Source organism: Priestia megaterium (assembly GCF_023824195.1).
Classification (GTDB): Bacteria; Bacillota; Bacilli; order Bacillales; family Bacillaceae_H; genus Priestia; species Priestia megaterium_D.
Map to the genome: position 1 here is coordinate 3,418,541 of NZ_CP085442.1, position 24,128 is coordinate 3,442,668.

The 24,128-nt window shown below is 36.2% G+C and carries 20 protein-coding genes and 2 pseudogenes; 4 read left to right on the forward strand and 18 right to left on the reverse strand.

The annotated features are described in order from the left end of the window. Positions 1–49: 49 nt before the first annotated feature. The gene (locus LIS78_RS17615) at positions 50–1,576 is read left to right on the forward strand and encodes an MDR family MFS transporter (protein WP_195782499.1); all 1,527 of its coding nucleotides are present in this window, start codon (positions 50–52) and stop codon (positions 1,574–1,576) included. 267 nt (positions 1,577–1,843) lie between these two features. Here the strand turns inward: LIS78_RS17615 and LIS78_RS17620 are convergent, their stop codons facing one another. Beyond that, positions 1,844–2,620, reverse strand: a complete 777-nt coding sequence (locus tag LIS78_RS17620; RefSeq protein ID WP_252284094.1) for an SDR family NAD(P)-dependent oxidoreductase — start codon at positions 2,618–2,620, stop codon at positions 1,844–1,846. Positions 2,621–3,173: 553 nt separating this feature from the next. Next, complete coding sequence (locus tag LIS78_RS17625; RefSeq protein WP_209150263.1) at positions 3,174–3,611, reverse strand: helix-turn-helix domain-containing protein; 438 nt, start codon at positions 3,609–3,611, stop codon at positions 3,174–3,176. A 259-nt stretch (positions 3,612–3,870) separates the two neighbouring features. Between LIS78_RS17625 and LIS78_RS17630 the strand changes: the two genes are divergently transcribed. Both LIS78_RS17630 and LIS78_RS17635 read left to right on the forward strand, forming a co-directional pair. Beyond that, entirely contained in the window at positions 3,871–4,377 is a 507-nt protein-coding gene (locus LIS78_RS17630) for a CcdC protein domain-containing protein (protein ID WP_374726315.1), read from the forward strand. A gap of 232 nt (positions 4,378–4,609) precedes the next feature. Beyond that, on the forward strand, positions 4,610–5,554 hold the full coding sequence (locus tag LIS78_RS17635; RefSeq protein WP_195782495.1) for a phosphotriesterase family protein: 945 nt from the start codon (positions 4,610–4,612) through the stop codon (positions 5,552–5,554). A gap of 98 nt (positions 5,555–5,652) precedes the next feature. Here the strand turns inward: LIS78_RS17635 and LIS78_RS17640 are convergent, their stop codons facing one another. The 9 genes and pseudogenes from LIS78_RS17640 to uxaC form a co-directional block, all read right to left on the reverse strand. After that, positions 5,653–6,915 (reverse strand): SulP family inorganic anion transporter, encoded by a 1,263-nt coding sequence (locus tag LIS78_RS17640; protein WP_209150265.1) that lies wholly within the window; start codon positions 6,913–6,915, stop codon positions 5,653–5,655. Positions 6,916–7,379: 464 nt separating this feature from the next. Next, positions 7,380–9,785 carry a glycoside hydrolase family 31 protein gene (locus LIS78_RS17645; RefSeq protein ID WP_195782493.1) on the reverse strand — a complete coding sequence of 802 codons (2,406 nt, stop codon included), beginning with the start codon at positions 9,783–9,785 and terminating at the stop codon, positions 7,380–7,382. A gap of 124 nt (positions 9,786–9,909) precedes the next feature. Beyond that, a complete protein-coding gene (locus tag LIS78_RS17650; RefSeq protein ID WP_209150266.1) occupies positions 9,910–11,322 on the reverse strand; it encodes a glycoside-pentoside-hexuronide (GPH):cation symporter in 1,413 nt (470 codons plus the stop codon). 121 nt (positions 11,323–11,443) lie between these two features. After that, positions 11,444–12,913, reverse strand: a pseudogene (gene larC / locus LIS78_RS17655) (nickel pincer cofactor biosynthesis protein LarC). After that, positions 12,894–13,664: a nickel pincer cofactor biosynthesis protein LarB gene (gene larB, locus LIS78_RS17660; RefSeq protein ID WP_195782489.1), complete on the reverse strand. Its 771-nt coding sequence runs from the start codon at positions 13,662–13,664 to the stop codon at positions 12,894–12,896. Before larB ends, larC begins: the two are co-directional and overlap by 20 nt. Before the next feature lie 47 nt (positions 13,665–13,711). After that, positions 13,712–14,521 (reverse strand): ATP-dependent sacrificial sulfur transferase LarE, encoded by an 810-nt coding sequence (gene larE / locus LIS78_RS17665; protein WP_195782488.1) that lies wholly within the window; start codon positions 14,519–14,521, stop codon positions 13,712–13,714. 36 nt (positions 14,522–14,557) lie between these two features. After that, positions 14,558–15,328 (reverse strand): SDR family oxidoreductase, encoded by a 771-nt coding sequence (locus tag LIS78_RS17670; protein WP_195782487.1) that lies wholly within the window; start codon positions 15,326–15,328, stop codon positions 14,558–14,560. After that, complete coding sequence (locus tag LIS78_RS17675; protein ID WP_252284095.1) at positions 15,312–16,610, reverse strand: nickel pincer cofactor-dependent isomerase, group 22; 1,299 nt, start codon at positions 16,608–16,610, stop codon at positions 15,312–15,314. Before LIS78_RS17675 ends, LIS78_RS17670 begins: the two co-directional genes overlap by 17 nt. Positions 16,611–16,680: 70 nt before the next feature. After that, the gene (uxaC, locus tag LIS78_RS17680) at positions 16,681–18,084 is read right to left on the reverse strand and encodes a glucuronate isomerase (protein WP_195782485.1); all 1,404 of its coding nucleotides are present in this window, start codon (positions 18,082–18,084) and stop codon (positions 16,681–16,683) included. 232 nt (positions 18,085–18,316) lie between these two features. On the opposite strand from uxaC, the gene LIS78_RS17685 reads away from it, so the two are divergent. Then, positions 18,317–19,504, forward strand: a complete 1,188-nt coding sequence (locus LIS78_RS17685) for an ROK family protein (RefSeq protein WP_195782484.1) — start codon at positions 18,317–18,319, stop codon at positions 19,502–19,504. Positions 19,505–19,878: 374 nt separating this feature from the next. Here LIS78_RS17685 and LIS78_RS17690 read toward each other — a convergent pair whose 3' ends face one another. From LIS78_RS17690 to LIS78_RS17715, 7 genes and pseudogenes are all read right to left on the reverse strand, one after another. Further along, positions 19,879–20,091, reverse strand: a complete 213-nt coding sequence (locus LIS78_RS17690; RefSeq protein ID WP_195782483.1) for a hypothetical protein — start codon at positions 20,089–20,091, stop codon at positions 19,879–19,881. Positions 20,092–20,579: 488 nt separating this feature from the next. Further along, on the reverse strand, positions 20,580–20,885 hold the full coding sequence (locus LIS78_RS17695; RefSeq protein WP_209150273.1) for a hypothetical protein: 306 nt from the start codon (positions 20,883–20,885) through the stop codon (positions 20,580–20,582). A 90-nt stretch (positions 20,886–20,975) separates the two neighbouring features. After that, positions 20,976–21,410 carry a YhfM domain-containing protein gene (locus tag LIS78_RS17700; protein ID WP_252284096.1) on the reverse strand — a complete coding sequence of 145 codons (435 nt, stop codon included), beginning with the start codon at positions 21,408–21,410 and terminating at the stop codon, positions 20,976–20,978. Positions 21,411–21,707: 297 nt separating this feature from the next. After that, complete coding sequence (locus LIS78_RS17705) at positions 21,708–22,361, reverse strand: ABC-2 transporter permease (RefSeq protein WP_252284097.1); 654 nt, start codon at positions 22,359–22,361, stop codon at positions 21,708–21,710. After that, positions 22,362–23,214: pseudogene (locus LIS78_RS17710) on the reverse strand (ABC transporter ATP-binding protein). It abuts the gene before it with no gap. Positions 23,215–23,447: 233 nt separating this feature from the next. Continuing rightward, complete coding sequence (locus LIS78_RS31465; protein WP_286676928.1) at positions 23,448–23,579, reverse strand: hypothetical protein; 132 nt, start codon at positions 23,577–23,579, stop codon at positions 23,448–23,450. A gap of 21 nt (positions 23,580–23,600) precedes the next feature. Further along, positions 23,601–23,891 carry a hypothetical protein gene (locus LIS78_RS17715; RefSeq protein ID WP_252284098.1) on the reverse strand — a complete coding sequence of 97 codons (291 nt, stop codon included), beginning with the start codon at positions 23,889–23,891 and terminating at the stop codon, positions 23,601–23,603. Positions 23,892–24,128 lie beyond the last annotated feature (237 nt).

A 24,128-nucleotide genomic window follows, 5' to 3' on the forward strand; every position in this document is an offset into this window, starting at 1 on the left:
CATGCTGTTTAGTGATCATTTCTAATAATTTCACGAGAGGAAACGCAATATGGAAAACATCTCAAATGTTGGAGAACAAGTTTTAAATAATAAAAACAATAAAATACTAGTAATGACTGGATTAATGATTGGAATTATTTTTTCTGAGCTTGATGAAACGGTTGTAAATACAGCCATGCCGACGATTATACGTGATCTTGGCGGATTATCTATGTATGGCTGGGTTGCAGGCATCTATATGCTAGCGCTATCTGCTTTCATGCCTATACTAGGAAAATTAGCCGATTTATTTAGTCGAAAAAAAGTCTACTTCGCTTCTATGGCTTTCTTTATTGGAGGCTCCATTATATGCGGGCTTTCTCATTCAATGATTATGCTTTTAATTGGAAGAGGAATTCAAGGACTTGGCGCGGGTGGCCTCATGCCATTAGCCATGACGATTTCGAGTGATTTGTTCCCTGTTGAACAACGAGCAAAAGTTCAAGCGTTTATGGGTCCAGTTATGTTTATCCCTATGCTTTTAGGCCCGCTAATGGGAGGCTTTTTTGTAGATCAAGCAAGCTGGCATTGGATTTTCTTCGTGAATATTCCAGTGGGATTAATAGCAGTCATTTTTTTAGCAAGTGGGTTAAAAGAAGTACATGAAAGAAAAAAAGTAACAATTGATTGGGCAGGAGCTATTCTTCTAGTAGCTGCAATCATTTCGTTATTAATTACGCCTGTTTTAGTGGAGAACGAAGGGTATACGTGGAGCTCTCCATTTATCATTTCGCTACTATGTGTAGGCGTGATTTTAATTGGACTGTTTATTTGGGTGGAATCAAAAGTGATTGAACCTATTGTACCGCTGCATCTATTTAGAAATCGTAATATTTTAGTATTATCACTGCTTGTTTTTACTGTAGGCTGTGGATTAATGGGATCATTCTCATCTTTCCCTTACTTTGCACAAAACGTATTAGGCCTTACTCCTACAGAATCTGGGTATTTAACTTTGCCCATGATGGTAGGTGCTGTTGCAACCTCAATCGTTTCTGGGTTTCTATTAACAAAAGTGCGGTATCGCGAATTATTCATGATTTCTTTCATTATGCCTGTTATTGGTTTTTATTTATTCTCCAAATTAAACATTAGCACCACTACCCTACAGGTTATCATTTTCTTTTTCATCACGGGACTTGGCTTAGGGGTCATGTTTGGCGGAGATAATTTAATTGTTCAAGAATCTGTAGAAAAGGAACACAAAGGGATTGCATTAGCAACGGTTCCATTGTTTCAGTCTATCGGCGCAACTGTGGGAGTAAGTATGTTTGGTACGCTATTATCCTCCACACTTACTTCAAAGCTAAGTAGCTTAGGCAATGAATTGCCGAAAAGTATGGCAGATAATATGAATAGCCTAGCAGCAGGAGGAATTCCAAATGGCCTTACTCCAGAATTATTTATGAAAATTAAAATATTATTTATTGAATCATTTCAGCATATCTATACTTACGCATTTGTGCTTACAATCATTGCATTTGTTTTATGCTTCTTTCTAAAAAAAGAAGTGCTATCTTCAAAATCAGAAGAATAATAGATTATTGGCTTAGTTGGTTATAAAGAAAGCCTTTGCTACAATATTTTCTGTGTTAATGCACGTGTAATATACAAGAAGCAGACTGTTTATAGACAGTCTGCTTTTTATTGTCTCTATGAACATAATCACCGGCGAATTTGGTCTGAGAAAAGGTTATTTCTATTAACTATGAGTAAATTCCCTTTAAAATATTTCATACACTATTAATTAGTTACCAGGATGTCATCTATCCAGAGTAAGAAATAGTATCTTTACCCCTCCAACTTATTCAAACCTAAATCCAATTCCACCGTCTACGATAATGTTTTGACCCGTAACAAAAGAAGCATCGTCCGAAAGAAGCCACTTTACTGCTTTTGCCGCTTCAAGAGGATCACCAATCCTGCCCAGCGCGTTTAGCTTTTGATAGGATTCATTAAGCTTTACTTTTTCGTCCTCAGGTAGAGTTAAAAATTTTTCTTCTAACATAGACGTACGAAAGGCACCTGGGCAAAGAGAGTTAATTCTTATATGTTGATGGCCATATTCTTGAGCAACTGATTTCGTTAAAGCGATCACACCGCTTTTTCCAGCCGCATACACGCCTGTCCCTGCCGAACATAAAATAGCATCCATTGACGACGTATTCACAATAACACCGCTGTTTTGTTTGGTCATTACCTGCAGCTGATATTTCATACAAAGCCATACACTTTTTAACGTAACGTTAATTAAATGATCAAAGTCCTCTTCTTTGAATTCATGCGTAGCACTAGAGGAAGCCTCTGTGTTAGCCGGATTGTTAAAGCCCACATCAATTTTCCCAAATGTGGAGTATGTTTGGCTAACAAGGTTTTTGACATCTTGACTATTCGTTACATCGGTTTTGATAAAAATAGATCGAGGAGACCACTTTCTTAATATAGAAAGGGCTTCTTCTCCTTTTCCACTATTTCTAGAAGCGATCACAACGTGCATGCCCTCTTTTGCGAGTAATTCCGCTGTTGCTAAACCAATCCCCGACGTTCCACCCGTAATAATACCTACCTTTTCTTCAAACATATATTTCTCCCCTTTTGCGTTCAATAAGATCCCAAGAAATTAAATTTAGTAACACTAGCCATAGAAGTTATTCAGCTTTGGGTAGATTAATACCTGCTTGGAAACACCAAAAAGAGCACCTAATGAGCATATTAGGTGCTCGTGCATGATAAGTTAGCTACTACCTTGATGAGGAGAAACAGCTAAAGTAGATTTTCACTTCCATAAATAGAATGCATACGCGCTTAAAAATAAAGAAATTCCTCCTCCTTCTTAACTATGATTACACAAGGTACAAAAATGCACAAAATGCTGCCCATACAGTGTAGTCACTAAGATCCATTCTCTTGCCGCCCCTAACAAGGACACTGAGCGCCCAATTCAAAACACTTCCCTCAGACGTTTTGTCTACATACTTTCTGGCTAAAAAGTATGCGCCCACTCGAAATAAGTAATAGCTGGCTAAACATAAAAGAGATAGGATCACAAAATTCAATTTCAGTTCTTTCACCTGGTACACCTCATCATTTTTCTGCTTTTTCATAGAATTGCTTTTATATGTAGCTAGCTTCTTTTATCCTTGTTCATGAAAATCTTTTTTGACGTCTTTTAAAAGTTTTAAGATATCTTTATAAAAACAAGTAATTAACATTCCAGCGATGTTGGTCACCATCATAATCATAAGATTGCCGATAATCAGGCTAAGAAAAGTACCAAGAAATATGATGCCTATTCCAATATAAAAACCTGGGTGAAACAGTTCATCGTCGTCTTCTTTTTCTTCTTCGCTAATGTTTATTTTGTTCTGTAATGCAGCATCATTTTTAATAAATTCATCAATGGTTGTTTGATAGATGTCGCTTAACTTTAAAAGATGCTGAATTTCAGGATAGCTCTTATTATTTCCCCACTTATGTATATGCTGTACAGATACGCTCAGCCGTTGAGCACCCTCCTCTTGAGACATCTTTTGTTCTTCTCTTAACTTCTTCAGCTGATCTCCTAGCCTCAACTCATTCACCTCTATAAACCCGACAATGTGTAAGCTTGCCTTGCGTTTTCTCATTTTCTACAATTATAACATATTATGGTAAAAAAGAAATAAACAGTTAATGAGTCATATACAAAAACCTAAACGATAGTAATAAAAAATAATGAGAATTCTCATGTGTAAAAAATGAAAGAATGCACTTTTATCTCCGTCCTTTTATTGTTTATACTAAATAGTGGATTGTACGAACATAGAAATGAAAAAAGGAGGCAAAATGAATATGGAAATGCTGCTGATTTATATATTTGTTATCGCTCTTATTGGATTCATTATTTGGAGAAAAATGAAAAAGAGAAATAAACCCATTAAAAAGAATGGACTTGGTATATTAGCGCCCATTTTTTTCATATTGATTGCATTTTCACTTAGTCTAAGTCAGCTGATGCACATACCGGGCCAGCCCTTTCACTTACCTCCCTACTGGGAAATGGTGATTGCTGGTGTATTAGGTGTTATATTTGGACTTATTATGCTTAGCCAAACGGACTATGAAGTAAGAGAAGATGGCTTCATTTATTCAAAGCCAAATAAAAATTTTAAATATGTGATTATCGCTATTATCTTCATAAGAATGGCTTTGAGCCAATACTTCAAAGGCTTAGATTCCATAGACTTCGCGGTCTTAACAATGACGCTAGCCTTTATATATGTTGCCATTTGGAGAATTGGAAGCTATTTAAAATTCCGTAAATTAAATGGAGACAGCTACAGCGTAAATGCTGGGTAATGATGAATACTGCTTGCAACTAAAAAATCCTTCTTCCTGCTTGGAAAGAAGGATTTTTTGTCATAGTAAGTAAAAGGCCCTTGTGTTGTGTAAGACCGTATATATGTTGTATAATGCAATATGTATTTTTTATAATAGAAAGTCTATATATAGAAACAAACCAGATGAAATTAAAACTGTACCTAATCACCCCCTTTTTAATTTACAGGTATATCATGAAAGGAATCATACTATGACATTTATCAATTCTGTAACAGGCCCAGTCAAAGCGTCCGAACTAGGGCTAACGTTAATTCATGAACATATGCGCGTTCGTTCTGAATCTGTTTACGCACAGTTTCCTCATTTATATGATGAAGAACAAGAAGTTGCGAAAGCAGTCGAACAAGTAAATCGTGCGAAGGAGCTCGGAGTCAAAACAATCTGTGATCCTACGGTGATGGAACAAGGACGCGATATTCGTTTTATTGAACGAATTGCCCGTGAAACGGATACTCAAATCATTGCAGCTACAGGAATCTATACGTATAACTACATCCCTACCCATTTTCAAACTCGAAGCATTGACTATATGGCAGACCTGTTTGTTCGAGACATTGAAGTCGGCATTCAAAACACGTCGATTAAAGCAGGTTTTCTAAAATGCGCTACGGATGCACCTGGCGTAACGGCTGATGTAGAAAAAGTAATGCGTGCCGTAGCACGAGCTCATAAAAAAACGGGCGTGCCGATTATGACCCATTCACATCCTGCAAGCGGTACAGGCTTAAAGCAGCTTGACATCTTACTGGATGAAGGCGCTAATCCAAATCAAATTCTGATTGGACATACGGGAGATACGGATAATCTCGAGTATATTTCAAACATATTAAATCAAGGCGCTTTTATCGGGATGGACCGCTACGGCCTGACAAGAGAGTGTTCAACTGAAAATAGAAATGAAACAGTTATTGAGTTAGCTAAACAAGGATATTCAAACCGCATGTTTCTATCACAAGACTACTGCTGTACAATGGACTGGTTTCCTGAAGGCGTGATTGAAGAGCGTTTTCCAAAATGGTCGATGAGCTTTGTATTAGAAGAAGTCGTGCCTGAGTTAAAAAGAAAAGGCGTAACGGAACAGCAGATTCAGCACATGCTTTTTGATAACGCTCGCTGCTGGTTTGAAGGAAAGTAATTGGGATATTCTTTTTCTTTACTATAAAAAACCCCCACTGCGCAAGCATACAGTGGGGGTTTTTTCGGGCATTATTGATAAAGCATTTTATACCTGCGTTAACCAGTTTTTCTTAATAATTTTTGCTTTTCTTTGCTCTTTTTTATCATAAAGTTTACACCAGACAGGCATAACCCAACGGCTATTCCTACTGTTAAGTTTGTAAACACCGTTAACAAAAAGGTCGTGAGTAAAATCAGCGAATGAAATGATCTTTCTTTTACCATCTTTAAAAACTGTTCTTTTTTACTTATGTTCCATGCTACGACCATCAAAACTGGCGCGAGACTGGCAAGCGCCACGTATGAAGCGTACGGAGCGAGCACTAGCAGCACAATCAACACAAAGATAGCATGCGTGATTCCTGCAATTGGAGATGAAGCGCCGTTTTTAATATTGGTAACGGTTCTTGCAATCTCTCCTGCCGCGGGAATACCTGAAAACATCGGCGTTACCATGTTTACGATTCCCTGGCCAATCAGTTCTTTTTTGCTGCTGTGCTTTGATTTTGTCATTTCATCTGCAACGCGAGCTGTCAGTAAAGATTGTAACCCTACAAGTATAGCAATCACAAATGCAGAAGGTAAAAGAGTTACCACCCTCTCCACTGTTATATCTGGAAACGCTGGCGCCGGGAAATGACGAGGTATCTCTCCGTAAATGGAACCAATGGTTTCAAACTGATTTGCAAAGAAAAAAGATGCCAAGCCCGTTGATACAATAATTCCAAGTAAATAGGACATTCCCAACGACTTAGGTGAAAAGTAAAGAACAATTAAAATCGTAGCTAAGCACAATCCTGCTGTAGCGATACTATAGATGTTGATGAAGTGTAAATTACCAAAGATCTCTTTTATATTTAAATGAAAATACTGATATTTTTCAATAGCGTGTAATCCAAGGAAGTTTGGAATCTGCCCGCTAAAGATAATCAGCGCAATTCCCGACTGAAATCCTACAATAATAGAGGACGGAAAATACTTGATTAAAGCTCCTACTTTACATAGCGCAAAGATAATGAGGAGAATTCCGGACATAAAGCCGGCAATTAATAAGTTTTCATAGCCATATTGCAACACAATCCCTAATAAAACAGGAACAAACGCACCGGTAGGTCCCGCGATTTGAAACCTACATCCACCTAAAATAGCAATTAACAATCCCGCTACAATCGTTGTATAAAGTCCTGTAACAGGCGATATTCCAGAAGCTATCGCAAACCCTAATCCCAAAGGTATAGCTATAATACCAACAACGATACCCGATAGTATATCTTTCTTCAAATGATGCAAGGAGTAATTTCGAAAAACCTCTAGATTCATAAGTGTACATCAGCCTCCATTTTAAGTAGTGAGGTTACCCATTCGTATTTTCGTCATACAACCTTATTGAGCTTTCTCAAAATAAGGTGGGCTACTCGATTACTTCTATCTTAAAGGAGACAACTTACAAAAAAATAAAGAGGAAATTAGAAGTTTCTTAGCAAGTTATTAAAATTTTCTTAAAAATTCTTGCTATTTATTCTTTTAGTTATTTTTTAGATAGAGCTAGGTAAAACCGGTACGCTTTTATCAATATAAGGCTTTAAGAGCTATAAACTGAGCGAATAATGAAGTCTTTGTTCACGTAGACCCTAGGTAGAGGCTTGAAACAGAGTCTTCTAGGCATGCAATTTTTGATACTTATCGCTTTTAGTAAATAAATCTTTTTTACTCAACTACGCTATAAATGTAGAAATAAAAACAACTAGACCCTATAGTAGCTATAGGGTCAATGATTATATTTATTAACAGCTCAGATTATAACTAAATGTTCCTTTTCCAACATTTTGATCTAATCCATTGATAGTTAGCTTGCGCTGCTCTTTTTCCGGAAGGTAAAACGTAATCTGATTATAAGGTAATTCATAAGAACCTTCCTTGTTAATTTTTATTTGAATCTCATCTTCTGTAGTTTCCATATCAACATTAATGTACGCAAATGTGTGCAAATATTCGTTTGTTAACCCATCATCTTCGTATAAGCTATAAGAAGACTTCCCTTTTCCTCTACAAGGAAATAATAAAAATCCTCTTTCATCCATATTTTTCGTTGAAAAAGTAACTTCTGCTTGATTAATCGGAATGATTGCTCCCGCCTTAGCTAGTAACGGCGTGTAGTGTAAAGGTGCCGGAATTTCAACCTTCTTTCCTCCTTCATACCATGTTCCAATATGAAAATCGTACCACCCGCCAGGATTATTTGGCAAATACACTTCTCTCTCTTTCTTCCCTTTTTCAACAACGGATGCAACCAAAAGAGACTCGCCTAACATAAAATCATCATTTTCCTCAAAGGTAGTTTCATCATGTTCAAAATCATAAAAAGTGGGCCTTATAATAGGATGGTAGCTATTATAGGTCTGATGCAACTCACTATAAAGATATGGAATGATTTTTGTTCTAAATTTAATTAATTCCCTAATTGAGCCTAGAACTTCAGGATACATCCACGGTTCATTAACTGTTTGGTCATCGTTCCAAGAGTGTATAGTGAACCTTGGATGAACAATTCCATTTTGTATCCATCTTACGAATAGTTCAGGTTCAGGAGCAGGACCTGAAAATCCGCCTACATCATGTCCAAAATTATAAATACCCGATAAACTTAGTCCTATCCCCATCTTAATATTGAATTTCAATGTTTTCCAACTGGTGCGATTATCGCCTGTCCAAGTTTGCACATAACGATGCATTCCCACAGAGCCAGATCGTGATATTAAATAAGGACGCAACTGAGGATTATGCTCCAACTGTGCTTCATAGGAAGCCTTCATCATGAGCAGTGGATGAAGTGCACGAATGAGCTCAAACTCTTTTTGGTTTCCAAAACCGTGACAGGTGGCATCCTTACTCCAGATTTCAAACTCATTATTGTCATTCCAAGTGGAATCAATTCCATAATCCAATAGCTTTTCTTTTACTTGGTCTTTCCACCAGTCGTAGGTTTCTTTATTGGTAAAATCTAAATAGGCACCTATTTCATCCCAAAATTGTGCCATTTCAGGTTCTTCGTTATGACCATTTGTTATAAACATCTTTTTTTCTTTTAACTCATTAAATAAGGGATGATCTTTTAATAAACAAGGCTTAATATTTGCACATAAACGTAGACCCTTATCATGAAAGTCGTTTACCATCTTTTTTGGTGAAGGAATTTTTGATTGATTCCAATTAAACACATAACGCTTATCTTCAATTGACGTATAGCCCGACGACAACTGGAATGAATCACATAAGATATCATGTTTTTCACACAGCTTTAAGAATTCGTTCAACTGCATTTGTGCATCTGGAGCATCGGTATAACTCATTGTCGATCCAGAATACCCCAAGCTCCACTTCGGTGGAAAGATTGTTTGTCCAGTTAACCATGAAAATTTCCGAGTAACATCTTTAACTTTCGGTCCTCCAATAATATAATAATCTAAATCACCGTTTTTAGCTTGATAGTATCTGTATAGCTCATGATAGTTATCGAGTTCCGTACCTAGTTCGAAAATTGAACTGGACAAATTATCATAAAAGATCCCAAATGAAAATCCTGTTTTTTTATGCCTTGTGATGTAAAAAGGAATATGTTTATAAAGAGGGTCGCTATATTCTGCATCATACCCCATTGCATCAATTGACTGCATCCGATAACGCTTTCCATGTTTATCAACTGAACCTGTCTTTTCTCCCAATCCAAAATATTGTTCATTTAAATCACGCTTTAAATAATGAACGATCCCCTCACCAAGTGAACCATCAAGATTATACGCCTGAGTTTTTCGGTCATTCGCAAAATTCACCCACCCAGAATCCTCGCGGTAAAACCAGCTAATCTTAAATCCATCTAAATCAACATTAAGCTTTAACGCTGAAGTTTCTACGGTGCATTCACTGTTATTATTACTAAATTCATAGCTTGGTAGTGAAAAACCGCTTGTATCCAAACGTTTGCGCCCCTCCAATGGAACATCTACCTGCCCGGGTGCGACACTCCAAGTTTTATCTAGTTGTAATTCCTCACCGTCTGTAAACAAAATCCTGATAATGTCTGTTTCAAGTATCATAATTTTCGCATATATGTTATTCTCTGCTAGTTCAAATTGAAGAATGTTATCAGTTTCATTTATGAAAGTAAATTGATAATTTCCCTTAATACTCATGTGGTATCTCCTTTACTATGCATGTATTATAAAATAGTATGTCAAACTGCTCTCTAATAAGAGTTTATAAATATTGTCTTTAGTAGCTCCTATTAAAAAATACTTTTTTATCAAATCTTCTTTTTTAGTTAAAGTTGCTTCTCTCTTTCAAATCGGCAACAATTTTACTGTATAAGTTATCTGTAAGGTTATAAAAGAAAAATAAAATGATTAACCCAATAATATTAAGAGACGCCGGAGCAAGAAATAATAACCCTTTAAGACCTAACAATGTATCTGAAGACTGCTGAATATTTGGAACGTACCCAATTAAACTCAGTGCAACTCCTGGAATAAAACCTGCCAGCGCCTGCGCAAGCTTTCGGAAGAAACTGTATGTTGAGTAAACAATGCCTTCTGTACGTTCTCCCGAATTCCACTCATGATAGTCAATGGAATCAGCAATCATTACCCACGGTAGACCAAGCGCAAATGCTAATGCAAAGTTTCCTAATGAAAAAATAGTTAAAAATGTTACTGTACTGGTTGGTAATACAAAATTTAAAACATCACAGGCAACGCAAACTAAAAGCCCAAGCATAAAAGTATTTTTCTTCCCGATTCTTTTTACCATTGCTGGGATAAACATTGAACCAACTACGGCAAGCCCTATACTTAAAAAGGAAAGTATTGACATTAATTCCGGACTTTTTAAATTATACTCCAAATAGTACAACTGAACAGCGTTGCGAATATTTGAAGAAGCAATCATGAATAACGCTGCTAAACACAATACAATAAGAGGACGATTTGAAAACAATGCTTTGAATAGTTTAGATAAAGGCACCTTTTCTTTTCTTGGTGCTCTAATGACATTTTCTTTAGTATTACGATAGCAAATCAAATGAAATAATATTCCGAATATTGACATTACAGATATAGCTACGATGTACCCGACTTCTTTATTAGCAAATTGTAGTACAATAGGAATTACTACTACTCCTGAAATAAGAAGAGCTGTTTGACTACCAATTGCTCTAAATGAACCTAAAGATGCACGGTCAATTGGATCTTGTGTCATCGCTGCAGACAAAGAACCATATGGAATATTAACGAATGAATAGGCTAGCCCGAATCCCATATAGGTAGCGAATGCCCAAATAATCTTTCCTGTGTCTGAAAAGTTTGGAGCCAAAAACGAAATGACTGTCATTAATGCCAGGGGAACTGTGCCCCATAAAATGAATGGTCGGAACTTTCCTCTTTTTGAGATATTTGTTCTTGAATCTACAAATGCACCAACACTTGTATCCGCAAATGCGTCAAATATTTTAGAAATTAAAAATACCAGCCCTCCCCAGTAAGCAGAGATTCCCAAAACATCTGTATAAAATTTTAGAAGGTATAACTGCCCCATATCAAACATAAGTCCGTTACCAATATCACCAAAACCATAAGACATCTTTTCTTTGAAAGTTAGCTTTTTAGAAACAGTAACTACTGGCCTTTTACTTGGAACCACTGGTAATGCCATATAACTATCCCCTCTTTCTCTCATTTACAATCCCCTTTTTGTAAACCCTTTCATTAAGAAGCAGACATAGATGTTTAATACTTAAAATCTACCACACGCCTTTCAGATTTCCATTTTTAAGCTAGTAGCCCACAAGCTTAAAGCATCAATTTTCTCTTTTCTTTAACTCTTTCCATACTTGTTCATATACTTTTTTTAAAGGAACGCTGTAATTTTCAGCAATGGACTTACAGTCTTCAAATTCTGGTGCCCTTTGTACAACTTCACCTTTCATGATTCCGATTTTTACTGTAACAATTCCCCATTCTGTTTCTACTTTATGGAATTCTCGTTCCAGCCGGTGAACCGATAATGGATAATAGCGAATTCCCAATGTTGTTGTTTCCTTAAATAAAATCTCCTTTATCTTATCTACATACGCTTCTGCACAAAGCAGCTGAAGTAAAACACCCGGCCTGTTTTTTTTCATGTAAATAGGCGTGTAAAAGACGTCGTTGGCTCCGGACTCTAAAAGCAAGTCCATAACATACCCCAGCAACTCCCCAGAAATATCGTCGAGGTTCACTTCCATTTTTATCATTTTACGATCAATGTGCTCTGAATTAAGAGGAATGTGTGAAGGCAAAATAGTCTCTCCTTTCTTTTAGTTCTTGTTTAGTTTGAGATACGATACTTCAAATTTTCAATCTTCCTCACCAATAATTACTCGGAGCACATTAGGATGTTTTTCAAAATCTTTTGTTCCTGCTCCATACCCGACTGATTGTACTGTCATAGAAGGAACTGTGCAGAATTCTTCTGAAAGTACTGACACAATAGCTGCACCTGTAGGCGTGGTTAGCTCGCTTTTTATACTGCTTTGCTGAAGAGGAACACCCTTTAATATCTCTAAAGTAGCAGGTGCAGGGATTGGATAAATGCCATGATCAATATGCACTTTGCCAGTACCTACACAAACAGGTGATGATTTTATTTTTTGAATTTCTAATTTATTTATCAAAATAGAAGCTCCTACAATATCTATAATAGAGTCCACCGCCCCGACTTCGTGAAAGTGTACTTTTTCTAAAGAAATACCGTGAATGAGACCTTCCGCTTCTCCAATTTTTCTAAAAATGTTTAATGAAGTCTCTTTCACTTCTTGAGATAACTGACTTCTCTCGATTAGCTTTACAATATCTTGATAGGCACGATGACTATGGTGATGGCTGTGTTCGTGCTGATGGTCGCCATGTTCATGTTGATGATCATGTTCATGTTTGTGCTGATGGTCGCTATGTTCATGTTGATGATCATGTTCATGTTTGTGCTGATGGTCGCTATGTTCATGTTGATGATCATGTTCATGTTCGTGCTGATGGTCGCTATGTTCATGTTGATGATCATGTTCAGCAGCATACTTGTGCTCAACTGTCTCTGTTAACTCTACATCAAACTTCGTACTAGAGATTCCATTTTTCACGACTTTTCTCCAGCTCAATTTATACTCTTCAGAAATATTTAGTTTTTGAAGCTCCTCTTCTAAAAGAATTGAATCTCCTCCAGCATCAATAAGTGCACCAATGAACATGTCACCACTAATACCTGAAAAGCAGTCAAGATAAAGCGTTCTCATTATGTTTAGCTCCTTTTTGAATTAATCGGTGAATCAAAGCAGCGTTGTAAGCAGCGCCGAACCCATTATCAATATTAACTACGCTAATTCCGGAAGAACATGAATTTAGCATAGTTAACAAAGCTGATAATCCGTTAAAATTTGCTCCATAACCAATGCTAGTAGGCACAGCAATGACTGGATGGGAAACCAGTCCACCCACAACGCTTGGAAGAGCTCCTTCCATACCAGCTACGACCACTGTTACAGTAGCATTTTGAATCTCTTCAATATTATTTAAGAGTCGATGAATACCAGCTACTCCTACATCATAAATACGTCGAACTTTACAGCCGAGTATTTCTGCAGTTACTGCAGCTTCTTCTGCTACAGGCAAGTCAGAGGTTCCTGCACAAACAACAGCAATATACCCTTCAAAAGAAGAATCCTGATCTGAGTCCTTCCAAAAAAGGATTTTTGCTACTTCGCTGTATGTAAAACTTGGACATGCATCAAGCACTTGATTTGCTTTTTCTTTTGATATCCGTGTCACAAGTACAGACTTATCTTTCAGTTGTAACGCTTTAATAATAGAAATGATTTGTTCCGCTGTTTTCCCTTCACCAAATACTACTTCTGAAAAACCTTGACGTTTTTTTCGATGATAATCTACCTTAGCAAACCCTAGATCTTCATATGTAGCTAACTCTTTTTCAGCATCTCCCACAGTTAGTTTCCCTTGCTGAACTTGTTTCAAAATTTCTTTTATCATTGTTTGTCACACACCTTAGATTGTTTATTCAGTGAAGTTTAGTGTCACTATTCCACTTTTGACAAAGCTTGATTCATACTACCACTTTGATACCCAGTCAAATCTAATGTAATATATTTATAGCCTAGTCCCTTCAATTGCCTAGTAATGATATTGTTTTTTTCCATAATAAAGTTCATATCCTGAGGTTCCACTTCAATTCTAGCAATCTCTTTATGAGTTCGAACTCTCACTTGACCAACACCCAGCTCTTTTAAATAGGCCTCTGCTTTTTCTACTTTGGTTAATTTTTCTTTCGTAATATACTCCCCGTAAGCAATTCTAGAAGATAAGCAAGCAAACGAAGGCTTATTCCAAGTTGGTAACCCTAATTGCTGAGATAACTCTCTAATTTCTTTTTTAAACAAATTAGCCTCGAGTAAAGGTCCTCGTATTCCCTTTTCCTTTGCTGCTTTCATGCCAGGTCGGTGTTCATTCATATCATCAGCTATAGCCCCATATACAACCGTTTTAAATTGGTATTCTTCAATAATTGGCATCAGATGATCAAATAAGCTACTTTTACAAAAATAACATCTATTTTTGTTGTTTTCCGAATAGCCTGGAATAGCTAATTCCGATGTCGCAATGATCTGATGTCTTACTCCGATTTGCCTTGCTAATACCTTAGCTTCTTCTAGTTCACTTGATGGATAGGTCTCCGAATCTGCAGTTACTGCAATCACATTCTCATTTCCTAATGTTTCAACAGCCACCTTTAATAAAAAAGTACTATCGACTCCTCCTGAGAAAGCTACAACAACTGATTCCATATCCTTAAGAATAGAAGTTAAAGTCTCATATTTTTTGCCTACCATGTTCTTATCCTCCCGTCTTTGACAATCTTCTTGCTTTTAAATTGTCATGCTTCCAAATCCACCATCCACCCGTATTAGCGTTCCTGTTACGAAACTAGAAGCCTTTTCTGAAGAAAGCCAAACCGCTGCCCCTTGCAGTTCTTCTGGCTTACCAAATCGCTTCATAGGTGTATGTCCCATAATGGCTTCTACCCTCTGTGAACTTAGTAATTTTTTATTTTGTTCTGCTGGAAAAAATCCAGGAATAATTGCGTTGACCCGAATACCGGTCGGCGCTAATTCTCTAGCTAAGAATTGCGTTACACTATTAAGACCGGCTTTTGACACAGAATACGTAAATACTTTAGATAACGGAGTAGTCGAAGAAACAGAAGAAATGTTAATAATACTGCCTTTTCTTTTTTGTTCAATCATTTTTTTAGCGAAAATTTGACACGTAAGTACGATTCCTTTTAAATTGACATCCATAATATCATCCCATTCGTCCATATCTAGCTCAAAAAAAGGAGTTCCACTATTTTTACCAGGAGCGTTAAGAAGAATATCCCATCCTCCTGACCATTTTTCGATAGCACTAGCTACTTCAATTAAGGATTCACGAGCACTGACATCAGCTTGAAAAGCTTTTGCTTTTCCTCCGTTACGTTCTATTTCCTTCACTACATCTTCTGCTTTTTCTAGATTACGGCCTACAATAGCAACTGTTGCTCCATGATTAGCTAGTCCTATCGCTATAGATGAACCTAAAACGCTATTCCCACCAATTACGACTGCAGTTTTTTTAGTTAAATCAAATAATTGTTTCATTCCTGTCCTCCGCTCTTAAGAAGTTTCCTTCTTTATTAAATGATATAGAATAAAGCTCTGAACTTTGTTGCATGTGAGGATGAGAATGGATATGATTCAACAATGCCTCAGAAATCTCAATTTCACTTAACTCTAACGTATTTTTAATTCGCACCATCTTTACTTGAGTAAAGTCTAATATATTACTTGTTTTAATAGCTGCCTGAATTGCTTGGCGATCATTGGGTAACGTAGTAGGTATTTTTGTAGGCGCCACAACCGTTGAAGTTAAGCCATTGGCATACATAAATTCTAGGTTTGCCTTATCTACCAATCTTTGAGTTGTAAAGTCTGCAGTTCCCACTCCATTTGCATTTCCTTCTGTTTGAGGAGTCAAGTCCAAAACAACCATCTTATTAACGGCCGGTCCCCCATGAGCATATGGAGTTGGGTAGCGTCCTGTGACATTAGGGTCCATTCCATCCCCACTGATATTTTTGCCAATTTCATCAATAACCAGCACGTCTAGCTCATCAAAGTACAGTTTCGGTAAAAGCTGTTTAGCTATAATTTGTAGATTAGTCTCTTTATCCTCAATTTGTTCAGAAGGCAACACTTCTATTACAGCTACCTTATCAAATGAGTTTTCAATACTAGCAATACCAAATAGAATAGGAAGTTCTTGCATAATAACTTTAGCCATTGCAGGAACGTTTTCAGCCATATATTTAAACCCTAGCTGATGGCAAGCTTCTGCTCCTTTTTGTTTTCCTAAACCGATGCTAATCATTTTCATGAGACCACTTTCCACTGGACCGCGAAAAGCTGTATGTGGTTTTATTCGATTTACAACAATAATTCCATCAGCTTTTGAAGCATGCTTATCTACAAAGACAGGTAATCCATTGGATAATTGTCCAATTTCCACTACCTCCATTGAAGAACGAATCTCACATTGTACACTCTCTTCGGTTATTCCAAGATGGCGTAAAACTTCTTGCTGGCCTTCAGCAGTTGCTCCGCCATGACTACCCATGCTTGGAACAATAAAAGGAATAGCTCCAAGTCCTTTTATGAACTGTACTGTGGTAGCTGTCATTTCTACTATTTGATCAAGCCCTCTACTGCCTACTGCAATGGCAATTTCCATTCCAGGTGTTATTCTTCTTTTTATATTTTCTTGATTTAATTTTTCTGTTAATACATGTTGAACGTCATGGATTTTTTTATCATCAAATGCCACTTGTACCTTGGCCATTTTAGGAATAGGAATATCTTTTAATAAATCTTGCAAAATACCCATCCTTTTCCCGCCCTTCTTTTAATCTTCAACATCAGCATGATCTGTAATAAGAAAAAGAACTTTATTCATATTAACGTTGTAAAAAGTATTTCTCTGCATTGTAATAAGAAATATTTTCAATCAGCGCTTGCAGAATTGTAGAATCATTGGGAACCTTTCCTTGCTCTACCCACTCGCCAATTAGGTTGCATAGTATTCTACGAAAATAATCATGTCTTTCATAGGAGAGAAAGCTGCGAGAGTCTGTCAACATACCGATAAAATGACTGAATAACCCAACGTTAGCAAAATCTTTCATTTGTCGCTCCATTCCATCAATGTGATCGTTAAACCACCAAGCTGTACCAAACTGAATTTTTCCAGTAACGCCATTTTCATAAAAATTCCCCATCATCGAGGCAAGTACAGGATTGTCTTTAGGATTTAAATTAAATAATACGACTCTCGGCAGCGCATCTTCTTGATCAAGCGTATTAAGAAATTCCGATAATCCTCGTGCGATATCTGCTTCTCCAATTGAATCAAACCCTGCATCCGACCCTAAAAGTTTTTTCATTTTTGTGTTGTTGTTTCGCATAGCTCCAATATGTAGTTGCATTACCCATTGTTTGTGAGCGTATATTTTTCCTAGTTCTTTTAAAAGAAACGATCGGTACTTAATTAATTCATCTTGTGAAAGACGTTCGCCATTCATACGTCTTGTAAAAATTGTTTCTGCTTCGGCTAGAGTCACTTCTTGATATTGCATGTAAGGAATATCATGATCCGCTGCTCTTCCCCCATTGTCATGAAAATAATCAACTCGCTGTTTAAGCGCTTTTATTAATTCTGCTAAAGATGTTACTTGTTCCTTAGCTACGTGTTCAAGGTTCTTGATCCACTCCTGGAAAGTTGGACGTTCAATAAACATTGCTCCATCAGGACGAAAGGTTGGAACAACTTTTGTTTCAAACGTAGAATTCTGCTTTAGCAATTGATGATATTTAAGGGTAGAGGTAGGATCATCCGTAGTCCCTATAAATCGTACATTAGATTTCTTAATTAACGATTGAGGTGTAAAATCGGCACTTTGCAGTTTTTGGTTGCATTCGTTCCAAATTTCAAGTGCGGTATCTGGACTAAGTCTTTTATTAATATTAAAAAAATTCTTTAATTCCATGTGAGTCCAGTGATACAGCGGATTTCCAATTAAAGAGGGCACCGTCTCTGCCCAAGCAAAAAATTTTTCCCAGTCACTAGCTTCCCCCGTAATGAAATGCTCAGCTATACCATTCATTCTCATTGTTCGCCACTTGTAATGATCTCCTGCTAACCATAGCTGAGTAAGATTTTTATATTGTTTATTTTCCAAAATTTCTTTTGGATCTAAATGGCAGTGAAAATCAAAAATCGGCATTTCTTTAGCAAAGTATTTATATAACTTAACAGCTGTAGGCGTGTATAGTAAGAAATCGTCTGCTAAAAACTCTTTCATGTTATTTTCCTCCTAAGGAAACAAAATTGACTTTATGGATAAAAGGATATGTAAACACTTTCATTTTCTGTTATAATTAATTTGTTCGTTTACTAAACTAATTAATTATAAAAATAATTTAGCATGTATATAAAATTCAGTCAATTAAATATTTTAAATTTTACAATTATTTTTTTTCATATGAAGATGCTATAATAAAAAAAATGTCAACGAAAATTCGGAGGATATATTTATGCCTAACGGTGATGCAGCTTACATCAAAAAATTAAATCGATCTTTAATTATTAGCAAAATTGTAGAGACAGGAATGATTTCACGAGCTGAATTGTCTAAGGTTACAGCATTAACAAAAGCTACTATCTCAGCACAGGTTGCAAGTTTACTTGAAGAAGATATTATTATTGAGACACAGCAAGACTATTCAAACGTTGGAAGAAAGCCTATAATGCTATCTTTGAATGAAACTGCAGGATACGCACTAGGAATTGATCTAGATTATGGTCAAATCTCATTTACTCTCTCTAACCTTCTTGGTCGTCCAGTTTCTTCAGATACAGTCAAAATACATGATACAAATTACTCGAATATCTTTAATGTATTAGTAAAAAAAATTAACGACTATAAAGATAAATGTCTTATGTCTAGATACGGCCTGATTGGTGTAGCTATTTCCATACATGGTCTCGTTACCACTGATGAAATTATTCATTATATCCCTAGGTTGCAGTGGCATGATATTAGTTTAAAAGAGGACTTAGAAGCAGCGGTAAAAGTGGATGTGTATCTTGAAAATAATGCAAATTTACTAGCTTTTGCTGAGCGATCTTACACACATCATAAATCCGATAACTTAGTATGTATAACGCTTCGTTCAGGTATAGGTCTTGGAATCTTAATAAACAATAAATTATCTAAAGGCCATGATGGCTATGCGGGAGAAATTGGTCACATGATTGTTCAACCAAATGGAGAGCTTTGTGCCTGTGGAAACAAAGGATGTTGGGAGAAATATGCCTCTGAGTCAGTCTTTTTAAAGAACCTTTCCCAAAGGAAACAAGTTCGTAATATGACTTTTAAACATATTGAAGAAGAGCTCGATAGAAAAGATATTGAAACACATCAAGAAATGGAAAATTTTATTTATTATATTTCAATTGGTTTAAATAATATCATCAATATCTATAATCCTGAAATTTTGATTATTGATAGTGAACTACTTTCTCGATACCCAGATTCTATACAAAAAATTAAGAGCAACCTTTCTTCCTCTATAAGTCACTACCGTGAACTATTAATCTCCTCAACCGGAAAAAAGGCATATGAATTGGGTGCATGTGCATTAGTAATTAAGCATTTCCTTGAAATTACAATGCCGAACTTGGTATATTCTGAGTCAACAGAAAACTCTATTTTAAAATAATCGCCATCTACATTTCAGTTTGCATAGTAAGAATGATTAAAAAGGGTAACTATTTTATCTAGAGAGCAAACAAGAATTGACTCCTACTTACTAGGAGTCAATTGTTTTCCTTCTCTATTTTAATCACCATAATAAAACTTCAAAAAGTTCAGGATGGATAACAAGATGATCAAAATAACTAAAACTCCTCTTATTAATATCCTTCTTGCTTCTTTTGGGGATGTTTTTTGTTTTTCATGCGCATAAAAAATCAGTTTTCGAAAGGCAATGTGAAGTAAAATGACGAAGGCAAACATACCAATCTTTGCAAGAATAAACAGATCATCACATCCATTTCAACAAAATAAACAACTAACGGGCATTCGGTACGTAGCTTAGCTATGAAACTTTCTCTTTTCTTTGTTTTTTTGATACTCTATAAAAAAAGAGGCTGGGACTGCACCAATACCTATACCCATTGAAATAAACAGTGCCTGGTTCAGCTGAAGACTCGAGTCTGCCGTCACTTTACTATAAATCATAAAACATACGAAGCTTAAAATGCCTATAGCAAAAGGAATCAGCGCATGCTTATACCATTTCGTCATATTGTCCTCCCCTCTTCACATCTCATCTAGATGGTCTACACAATTTCAAGTGCGTATTTGTAGTGCATATTCTATTCATAAGCATTTTCTAGATTGAGAGATGCGCGCATCAGTATTTAATAAGACTCCTTTTTAGGAAAAAAAGTGATTTCCTGCAATAAAGCTGGCTAAAAGAACAATTACAGCTAGCCCTCTCATTATATAGGTTTGGCTTTCACTTAAAGGTTTCCCCTTGCTTTCGCTTATAGCAGGATAAACATAAAAAAGATAAAAGAAACCCCACACCTGCTGCCAAGGTTATGAATATTTCCAAATTATCACAGCTCCTTTTTCTTCCTTTTCCTTCTTTTTTTCTTGTTAAACAAGTCTCTTTAAGGAAAGCCAAATAGTTAGCAGCGCTTCTCCAGAAAATACGAATCAACTTGAAATCTCACAAAAATAAAAAGGCAGGATTTCTCCTGCCTTTTTGCATATGTAATTCCTCTTCACTATGTCAACTCAGCGCTTTTAGCGAGCATAAAAGCAGAGATACTAAACAAGACAATGAATAGAGAAGCGGCATGTAACAGTAAAAAAAGAAATTTTTGGCCGCCTTTAATAAAGAACGAATAAATCATTCCCAGGATTGTCACTAAGATTAAAAGTGCTGCTGCTATTTTAATTACTATAGCAAAGAAAGCTCCCGCAAATACAATTGACGGAATAAAAGACGCTACAATAATGACATACAAAATCAGCGTAGCAAGAAAAGCGTTTTTTGATACATTTGAAGCCTGTTTCAAGAAATTCCCCATATAATCTCCTCTCTCATTTTAAAACTGCATCTTTTACTATAATACATGTGTATAAAGGAAACAATTAACTTTTGTAAAAGCTCCCATAAATTAAGCTTTATCACCAATGATATCAGCTATATTTTTAAGGTCTTTTTTGCTCAGTTTATAAAATTTTATTGCTGTTTCTTTGTTTGAATTATTTGTTGATAAATAGCCTTGTTTTCCTCTGTCTGTTAAGGTTAAATGCATTTCTTTACGGGAAGAATCTTTGTATTCCACATAAATATCGTACATGGGTCTTAGAATCATCACGTCCTTATTGGTCGGAGCAGCTGATTCAATAGCTCTTTCTATCGTTTCTGTCACCTTTTTATCTCGTGAAGAGTAAAAATAGTCATTATAAAAACCATTGTATCCTTTCGATTGCGAAATAGAGATGATTTTTGGCTCCTTTTTTAGTTTTACGGTCTCATTGTTACTTTGACATGCAGTAAGTCCACATGCAAGAAGCACGCTGCTCAGGCTTAAAGCAAATCGTTTCAAGATCATACGTCCTTCCCTATCCGTGAAAATAAATGACAATACATAACATTTTTACACATTTCACCTAATTATAAAAGGTTTTGTTACCTTTAAGGTTCAACTTCTTTTTTATGATTCAATCGTAGAAAATATATAGCTAGATGAAGGAAAAAGCTGCAGGGCTCTCCTTAAATAGACGGCATAGCAGCTAAAAACAGCTTATGCAGATAGTGGTTACATCATAAAAAAACAGCCTCTATCGGCTGCTTTTTATTGCTTTATTTTATGAAAATGTAGAGATACTTCGCCATTAGTATACTAAAATTGTCTCTTACGATAGATAGACAGCGCAATAAAATAAGAAAGAATATATATCACAATTCCAAACAGTGTATATACGATAGGAATATAAAAAGAAGAAGCGACCGGCAAGCTTGATGCCGATAACATCTCAACTAAGTACCCAACGACTCCCTGTAAAGAAATCGCAACAAAGAGACCCCCCATGCCACCTCCAAGTACAATCCCATCAGATTTCTCTGCTCCGAATACGTAAAGAAGCGGATAAGCAAGTGCACCGGCAAAAAGAACGATAAATGTACCAAACGAAACGAGGTTTACTATATCCTCTACTCCACTCTTGGAAATAAGCGAATACATTGAAAAAACCGCATAGGATAGTATGGTTCCGCTGACGACAATCAAAGAGTAAAAAATATAGTGACTTTGCACCACATTTTTCCGACTAATCGGAAGAGTAAGAACGTATTTGTCATAGCCGGTTTTGCTTTCTAGTTTGATCACTTCAAGCGCCGGCATTGCCATCAATAAAATAATTAACATCGCTATAATACGGTAAAATGAAGGATCCGCAAAATAAAAGATGACCGCAGAAATAACTATGGCGAGGGCTGTGTACGTCAAAAAGCTTCGGTGAATGAGGTAGTAGTTCGTTAACAATAGACCTCTCATTTACGTTTCACTCCTTGTTAAAAGCACGCTTAGTTCTTCCATCGACACCGGTTCAGTTACAGTTCCTTCTGGCAGTTGATGCTTATCTGATACTAGTACACGGACAGACGTATCATACTTTCTTTTTGCCACTACTAAATCTTCAGGAAGTACATTCAGCTGTTCTTCATTCATGACGGCAATTGCATACTTCTGAAAAACCTTCTCTTTTTCTTCATTTAATAAGACCTCACCGCTTTTAATTACAACAAGATGGCTAGCGATTTTTTCGACGTCGCTCATAATGTGAGACGACAGCAGTATTCCGCTGTTGCCATCGCTGACAAATGCTTTTAACTCATCTAGTATTTGCCTCTCTCGACGACGGATCCAGTCCTCCTGTCGCTTCATCTAGCAGCAATAATTTAGCATGGTGAGACAGCGCTACCGCTAGAGATAATTTCATCGACATGCCGCGTGAAAACATATGTATTTTTTTATCTTCTGGCAATGAAAAAGAAGGAATCAGCCGGTAAAAATCAGCTTCTTCCCAAGAATTAAATAGTTTCTTAAAAACGTTGTTTAGCTGTTTTATGGTCAAAGAAACCGGCAGATTAATCGCATCAAACACGACTCCAATGTCTTCTTTAATCGTCGCATCTTTATTTAAATTGTCTTCACCAAATATTTCTACAGTTCCGCTATCTCTCGAAATTAATCCTAATACTGCTTTAAACGTCGTTGATTTCCCCGCTCCGTTATCACCAATAAATCCCACAATCGATCCAGGAGGTACATTAAATGAAACATCTTTTAAAACCTTATTTTGGCCAAACGATTTTTCTACGTTTCTAACTTCCAAAAGATTTGTCATTTGCTCACTTCACTTTCTCTATTAGTAGTTAGGTGTAATCATAGAAATCAAAAAGTTAATCATTTTGATGACATCCAAAATCACCTTTTATTTACAAAAATGAATATTCACTACCAATTATAGCTAGCAAACTATAAAAAGTCGATGACGACATAACCTTTTTTTGCTCCTCCGTTCATTCTTTATGACCGTAATATGTATGACAACATCTGCCTGTACTATTCTTGCCTTACTCATTTAGCGAAATCACAAATAAAAAAAGGATCTGCTATAAAAGATCCTTTTCCTTCACTTGCTGAATCACAGCCGGCAAGCAGGCAAATAGAAACGCCGATAAGCAAAATTATTTTTTTATATTTTAACATCTATATTCCTCCAGTATTTTTTTAGTTAAATGAAAAAAATACTGGTGAATGCGGACCTTCATCGTCTTGTTCACCTATTGCCTCTTGTCTGTGAACGGAATGTATAAATTTGTATTTATAATACACGCAGCAGATGAGGTCCTGAGCACGTAAAAGATTTACGTTTTGTATGAGATACATGTCTTTTTGCTGCAGGCAAACATGTTTATGTATTGTTTGAAATGCAGCTAGTTTAATAGCAGCATGTACAAAAAACGCTGTCATAATCACAAATGATAAATACACTAAAGCATCCGGTATAAACAATTCCATTTATTCACATCCTTGTGGATTATTCTATCATAATTTCCTTAATTTAGGTTAAATGATTTTGTGAGCAGATCTGCTATCTCATTAAATATACTCTACAATCCTGCGTTTCTTTTTGTACATACCTTCATATGTTTGATGAAACAACGCATAGAAAATATACGGAGACACATATAATTCTAAAAATTTCTAATTTTATTAGTAAAAAGGAGATTATTCCTTTTTATGGTATAATCAAAA

Excerpts from the sequence above, each read along its gene's own strand:
- LIS78_RS17615 (WP_195782499.1), top strand. The coding sequence starts at position 50 with ATGGAAAACATCTCAAATGTTGGAGAACAAGTTTTAAATAATAAAAAC.
- LIS78_RS17620 (WP_252284094.1), bottom strand. The coding sequence starts at position 2,620 with ATGTTTGAAGAAAAGGTAGGTATTATTACGGGTGGAACGTCGGGGATT.
- LIS78_RS17630 (WP_374726315.1), top strand. The coding sequence starts at position 3,871 with ATGGAAATGCTGCTGATTTATATATTTGTTATCGCTCTTATTGGATTC.
- LIS78_RS17635 (WP_195782495.1), top strand. The coding sequence starts at position 4,610 with ATGACATTTATCAATTCTGTAACAGGCCCAGTCAAAGCGTCCGAACTA.
- LIS78_RS17640 (WP_209150265.1), bottom strand. The coding sequence starts at position 6,915 with ATGAATCTAGAGGTTTTTCGAAATTACTCCTTGCATCATTTGAAGAAA.
- LIS78_RS17645 (WP_195782493.1), bottom strand. The coding sequence starts at position 9,785 with ATGAGTATTAAGGGAAATTATCAATTTACTTTCATAAATGAAACTGAT.
- LIS78_RS17650 (WP_209150266.1), bottom strand. The coding sequence starts at position 11,322 with ATGAGAGAAAGAGGGGATAGTTATATGGCATTACCAGTGGTTCCAAGT.
- larB (WP_195782489.1), bottom strand. The coding sequence starts at position 13,664 with ATGATAAAAGAAATTTTGAAACAAGTTCAGCAAGGGAAACTAACTGTG.
- larE (WP_195782488.1), bottom strand. The coding sequence starts at position 14,521 with ATGGTAGGCAAAAAATATGAGACTTTAACTTCTATTCTTAAGGATATG.
- LIS78_RS17670 (WP_195782487.1), bottom strand. The coding sequence starts at position 15,328 with ATGAAACAATTATTTGATTTAACTAAAAAAACTGCAGTCGTAATTGGT.
- LIS78_RS17675 (WP_252284095.1), bottom strand. The coding sequence starts at position 16,610 with ATGGGTATTTTGCAAGATTTATTAAAAGATATTCCTATTCCTAAAATG.
- uxaC (WP_195782485.1), bottom strand. The coding sequence starts at position 18,084 with ATGAAAGAGTTTTTAGCAGACGATTTCTTACTATACACGCCTACAGCT.
- LIS78_RS17685 (WP_195782484.1), top strand. The coding sequence starts at position 18,317 with ATGCCTAACGGTGATGCAGCTTACATCAAAAAATTAAATCGATCTTTA.
- LIS78_RS17690 (WP_195782483.1), bottom strand. The coding sequence starts at position 20,091 with ATGACGAAATGGTATAAGCATGCGCTGATTCCTTTTGCTATAGGCATT.
- LIS78_RS17695 (WP_209150273.1), bottom strand. The coding sequence starts at position 20,885 with ATGGGGAATTTCTTGAAACAGGCTTCAAATGTATCAAAAAACGCTTTT.
- LIS78_RS17705 (WP_252284097.1), bottom strand. The coding sequence starts at position 22,361 with ATGAGAGGTCTATTGTTAACGAACTACTACCTCATTCACCGAAGCTTT.
- LIS78_RS31465 (WP_286676928.1), bottom strand. The coding sequence starts at position 23,579 with ATGTTAAAATATAAAAAAATAATTTTGCTTATCGGCGTTTCTATTTGC.
- LIS78_RS17715 (WP_252284098.1), bottom strand. The coding sequence starts at position 23,891 with ATGGAATTGTTTATACCGGATGCTTTAGTGTATTTATCATTTGTGATT.